Origin of the sequence: Vulcanococcus sp. (assembly GCF_044369115.1) — a bacterium.
In the GTDB taxonomy this organism is placed as follows: Bacteria; Cyanobacteriota; Cyanobacteriia; order PCC-6307; family Cyanobiaceae; genus Vulcanococcus.
On the sequence record NZ_JBIPMN010000202.1, the window covers coordinates 1 to 4,051 of the forward strand.

Below are 4,051 nucleotides of genomic sequence, written 5' to 3' on the forward strand. Positions count from 1 at the left end.
CGGCTGAACTGAATTACGGCATGTTCGTGAAATCGCTGCGGCCATTGCTGGAAGACGACAACGCAGCCCTTGAAGAACTCGACGCCATTCAGACCGGCTTTGCCGAGGCGATGGCTGAGGCGCTGGAGACGATGTGGACCGCCAAGCTCGGCCTCCCCAGCTACGACCCCGAGCTGATCCAGGAGCTGCTGCAGCTGCTGGTGAGTTTGCGGGCCGACTACACCATCTTCTTCCGCCGGCTCTCAGCGATCCCGGAGAGCGTTGAGCACCTCAAGCCGAGCTTCTATGTGCCGAGCGCGGCGGATCTCGATCAGCGCTTGATGGGCTGGCTGGACCGCTGGCGCGCCCAGATCGGCAACCCGGAGGAGACATCCACCGCCATGAAGCGCGTGAATCCAGCGATCACCTGGCGTGAATGGCTGATCGCCCCGGCCTATGAGAAAGCTGCCACGGGCGACTTCAGCCTGATCCGCGAGCTGCAAAGCCTGTTCGACGATCCCTACTCCGCACCGCCGGCAGCGTTGGCGGCGCGGTACGACCAGCTCAAGCCACGGGAGTTCTTCAACGCCGGCGGGGTGTCGCACTACAGCTGCTCGTCGTGAGGCATCAGCCGAGCATGCGCGAGCGCACCAGGGAATCCCACACGCGCGTGGGCATGAACCGCTGCACCAGCACCGCCTCCGATTCGCTGCCGCAGCGGTAGCGGGGCTTGGGATCGCTGGCCTCGAGGGCCGCCGTGATGGTGCGGGCGACCACCTCAGGCTCGGAACCCTTGCGGAACCCCTCAGCCCAGCCAGCGGCCACTCGGCGCATCATCGAACCCCAGACAGGCTGAAGCCCTTCGCGCTGCATGGCCTCAGCCGACACGCCCTCAAAACCGGTGCGGATCAAGCCGGGCTCCACCAGCACCACATGAACGCCGAACTGATGCAGCTCAAGGCGCAGGCCATCACTGATCGCCTCGACGGCGTGCTTGCTGGCGCCATACCAACCGGCTCCGGGGGTCACGAAGCGACCGGCGATGGAGGAGATGTTCACGATGCAGCCGCGGCGGCGCTCGCGCATCGCCGGCAGCAGCAGCTGGGTGAGGCCAACCAGGCCGAACACATTCACCTCAAACATCGCCCGGGCCCGATCGAGCTCCATGGTTTCCACAGGGCCCACATCGCCATAGCCGGCATTGTTCACCAGGCCATCGAGGGCACCCACGCGTTGGCTGATGGTGTGAACGAGCGCCTCGCGGGAGCTCGGGTCGACCAGATCCAGGTGGAACACCTCAGCGCCGCGGCTGCGCAGCGGCTCCATCGCCTCAACCCGACGCGCGGAAGCCAGCACGCGCCAGTCCTGATCGATCAGGCGATGGGCCGTGGCCAAGCCGATGCCGCTGGAGGCACCGGTGATCAACACACTGCGGCGGGCGTCAGCCATCGGGTTGCAAGCGACGGCTGCACTGTGGCGAAGAAAGCCGGGTGGTGCTGCACTGGAGCAGCGGTGGCCCCGATGGCGATCTTTCCCGTTCTGGTGATCGTGCATGCCCTGGCGGCCACGGTTTGAACCGGCCACCTGGTGCCGGATCTGCGGGTGCTGCCGAAAGCACTACAGGAGCAGAGCGCCCAGCGCATCCGCGACTTCGAGGAGCTGTTCGAGCCGCTGGGCCTCACGGCATTGGCGATCGCGTTTGTGGTGGTGGGCGGCCTGATTCGTGTGGGTGGAGTGGGCTGATTCAGCTCTGCAGCGGTACGGGAAGAGGAACCTCTACGCCCTGCGATCGAGCAACCAATGGGATTACCTTGAAGTTGACGGCAGGGACCAACCCCACCTCCACCCGCAAAGGAGGTGCGCTCAAGATGCGTGAACCCCACAGTGAACTCGGTGATGTAGCGCGAACATCGCCCCGTAGCCGCAAGAGCAAGACGCCACTTTTGAGTTCTCGATTGATGATCCCTTGGGCTGAATAACCCGAGCCGCGATCACAACTGCTGAGGTCAAGCCCCGAGCATCTCTCAGCAGGAACGTGACCGCCGTCCTTGCCTGCCAGGCCCCAGACAGGTGAATCGTGAAACCAACCGACACCCGACCAAGTGCGACCGCGAGATGCCAGCGGTGAACTCTTGCAACCGGTGCTAAGGCGCCCCCTACGGGGCGCCTTATTTGATGATGGTGATCCCTTGATTGGGTTGATGCCTTCTCTTCTTGCCACCATCACCGCAACAGTGCTGTTGGCGCAGGCCAATCCCCTGATGATCCCCGCCAAAAACGGCAACATCTGCCCGGGCGGCACCAGCTACGCCGGTGCGGGCTATTGCAAGGTGCGCGGCAATGTTCAGTACTTCCCCGCCAAGAACGGCACTACCTGCCCGGGAGGTAGTGCCTATGCCGGCGCTGGCTACTGCAAAGTGCGCCAATGAGCGAGTCAACCCCGGTGATCAGCGCCCGCTATGGCGAGGCCCTGCTCTGGGCAGAGGAGCTCCACCGCGATCAGCGCCGCAAGGGCAAGGGTGTTCCCTACATCTCCCACCTGATCAGCGTCAGCGCCCTGGTGTGGGAAGACGGCGGCACGGAGGAGCAAGCCATCGCTGCTCTGTTGCATGACGCCATTGAGGATGCCGGACAGAGCCATGGCTCCATTGCCGAGCGCTTTGGAGAATTGGTGGCCGACATCGTGCGCGATTGCACCGACACCAACGACAACACACCACCGGGCGAGCAGGAGCCATGGCTGCTGCGCAAAACCCGATACATCGCCTCACTGGAGCACAAGCCCGAGGCCTCGCTGTTGGTGACAGCCGCCGACAAGGCCCACAACGCTGGCGACATGGTGCTCGACGCCAGGCGCGATCCAGCGATGTGGAGCAAGTTCAACGCTGGGCTCGAGGGATCGGCCTGGTATCTGCTGAGGATGCATCAGCAGCTGAAATGCCTGCTTCCGCAGAGCCGCTCGGTGGAACGGCTGGGAGAAGCCGTGAGTGAAATCCTCGCGATGGAGAGCTTCAAGGGCCTTGTGCCACCGGGGCTAGCTCCGGCGGTGTGGGCGGCGGGGTATGCGGATCGACTGGCGGCTCAGGAGTGATTGCCCTCCCCTTGGCGCTGGCAGCCGTTGTTCTGCTGGCCCAAACCCGCACAGCCACCGTGATTGCCATCGGCGATGGCGACACCCTGCGCGTGCGAGATGGCAGCCGCACCCTGAATGTGCGCCTGGCCTGCATCGATGCGCCGGAGACCAGTCAGGCACCCCATGGCGCCAGCGCCCGAGCCCAGTTGCAGGCCCTGGCTGCAGTCGGAACGACCGTTGAGCTGCGCGTCAAGGCCACCGATCGCTACGGGCGCTCTGTGGCAGAGCTCAGCAGAGGCGGCCGCAACCTCAACCAGGCCCTGGTGGCGTCGGGTTCGGCGTTTGTTTATTGGCAGTACATCCAGGGCTGCGACCGGCAGACCTACAGCCGTCTGGAGAACGAAGCACGGCTCAAACGCGTGGGCATCTGGGGAGTGAGCGGTGGACTGACACGCCCCTGGGACTTCCGCGCAGGCCAACGGAGGCCGAGCGCAAACAGCTCTGCACCATTTGGCCGGCGCTACACCTGCAAGAAGATCGGCTCCTATGACCAGGCCCAGGTGTTGCTGCGGCAGGGGCACACCTATCTCGACGGGGATGGCGATGGAGAAGCGTGTGAAGCCCTGAGGAGCTGACATCAATGACCGCTAGGTCTCGTCACCGATCCAATGCCAGGCCCGCAACATCGATCCCAACCTGGCTGTGGTGATATTGCTGAGCAGCACCACAGGCAAACTGCCGGCCCATGCATCACGCATTCTGATGTTATCGAGCTCGAGACTCGTGGTATGCAGAAAGTCTGGTGTATTGGGCTGGGGAATGGAACTCACACTCTTGTAGGTCAAACCAGCTGAGCCAAGGCATCGCACCCCTTGCGAATCGGTGTATCCGCTCGCATCGACTTGGGCCCCGATGAGGTGAAGGCTGGTCATGCTTGAGGGTGAATGGCAGCTGTTCCGATTTGGAGGTGGGGCGACTGATGAGAGAGCGCAAGTGGCT

6 protein-coding genes are annotated in these 4,051 nt (G+C 63.7%); 5 read left to right on the forward strand and 1 reads right to left on the reverse strand.

The window, feature by feature from the left end; all coding sequences use genetic code 11:
* The coding region (locus ACIQ2E_RS12980) for a protein adenylyltransferase SelO family protein (protein WP_398331286.1) at window positions 1-602 on the forward strand (602 nt) is incomplete at its 5' end.
* Between the two features lie 4 nt (window positions 603-606).
* On the opposite strand, the gene ACIQ2E_RS12985 is transcribed toward ACIQ2E_RS12980, so the two are convergent.
* A complete protein-coding gene (locus ACIQ2E_RS12985) occupies window positions 607-1,428 on the reverse strand; it encodes an SDR family NAD(P)-dependent oxidoreductase (protein WP_398331289.1) in 822 nt (273 codons plus the stop codon).
* Between the two features lie 138 nt (window positions 1,429-1,566).
* On the opposite strand from ACIQ2E_RS12985, the gene ACIQ2E_RS12990 reads away from it, so the two are divergent.
* The 4 genes from ACIQ2E_RS12990 to ACIQ2E_RS13005 all read left to right on the forward strand — a co-directional run bounded on the left by ACIQ2E_RS12990 (window position 1,567) and on the right by ACIQ2E_RS13005 (window position 3,687).
* On the forward strand, window positions 1,567-1,722 hold the full coding sequence (locus ACIQ2E_RS12990) for a hypothetical protein (protein ID WP_398331292.1): 156 nt from the start codon (window positions 1,567-1,569) through the stop codon (window positions 1,720-1,722).
* A gap of 458 nt (window positions 1,723-2,180) precedes the next feature.
* Window positions 2,181-2,408, forward strand: coding sequence for a hypothetical protein (locus tag ACIQ2E_RS12995; protein WP_398331295.1), 228 nt, complete (start codon window positions 2,181-2,183; stop codon window positions 2,406-2,408).
* On the forward strand, window positions 2,405-3,070 hold the full coding sequence (locus tag ACIQ2E_RS13000) for an HD domain-containing protein (RefSeq protein ID WP_398331298.1): 666 nt from the start codon (window positions 2,405-2,407) through the stop codon (window positions 3,068-3,070). Before ACIQ2E_RS12995 ends, ACIQ2E_RS13000 begins: the two co-directional genes overlap by 4 nt.
* Window positions 3,067-3,687, forward strand: coding sequence for a thermonuclease family protein (locus ACIQ2E_RS13005; RefSeq protein WP_398331301.1), 621 nt, complete (start codon window positions 3,067-3,069; stop codon window positions 3,685-3,687). The genes ACIQ2E_RS13000 and ACIQ2E_RS13005 overlap by 4 nt, the downstream gene beginning before the upstream one ends.
* The last annotated feature ends 364 nt before the right edge of the window (window positions 3,688-4,051 follow it).

Excerpts from the sequence above, each read along its gene's own strand:
- ACIQ2E_RS12985 (WP_398331289.1), bottom strand. The coding sequence starts at position 1,428 with ATGGCTGACGCCCGCCGCAGTGTGTTGATCACCGGTGCCTCCAGCGGC.
- ACIQ2E_RS12995 (WP_398331295.1), top strand. The coding sequence starts at position 2,181 with ATGCCTTCTCTTCTTGCCACCATCACCGCAACAGTGCTGTTGGCGCAG.
- ACIQ2E_RS13000 (WP_398331298.1), top strand. The coding sequence starts at position 2,405 with ATGAGCGAGTCAACCCCGGTGATCAGCGCCCGCTATGGCGAGGCCCTG.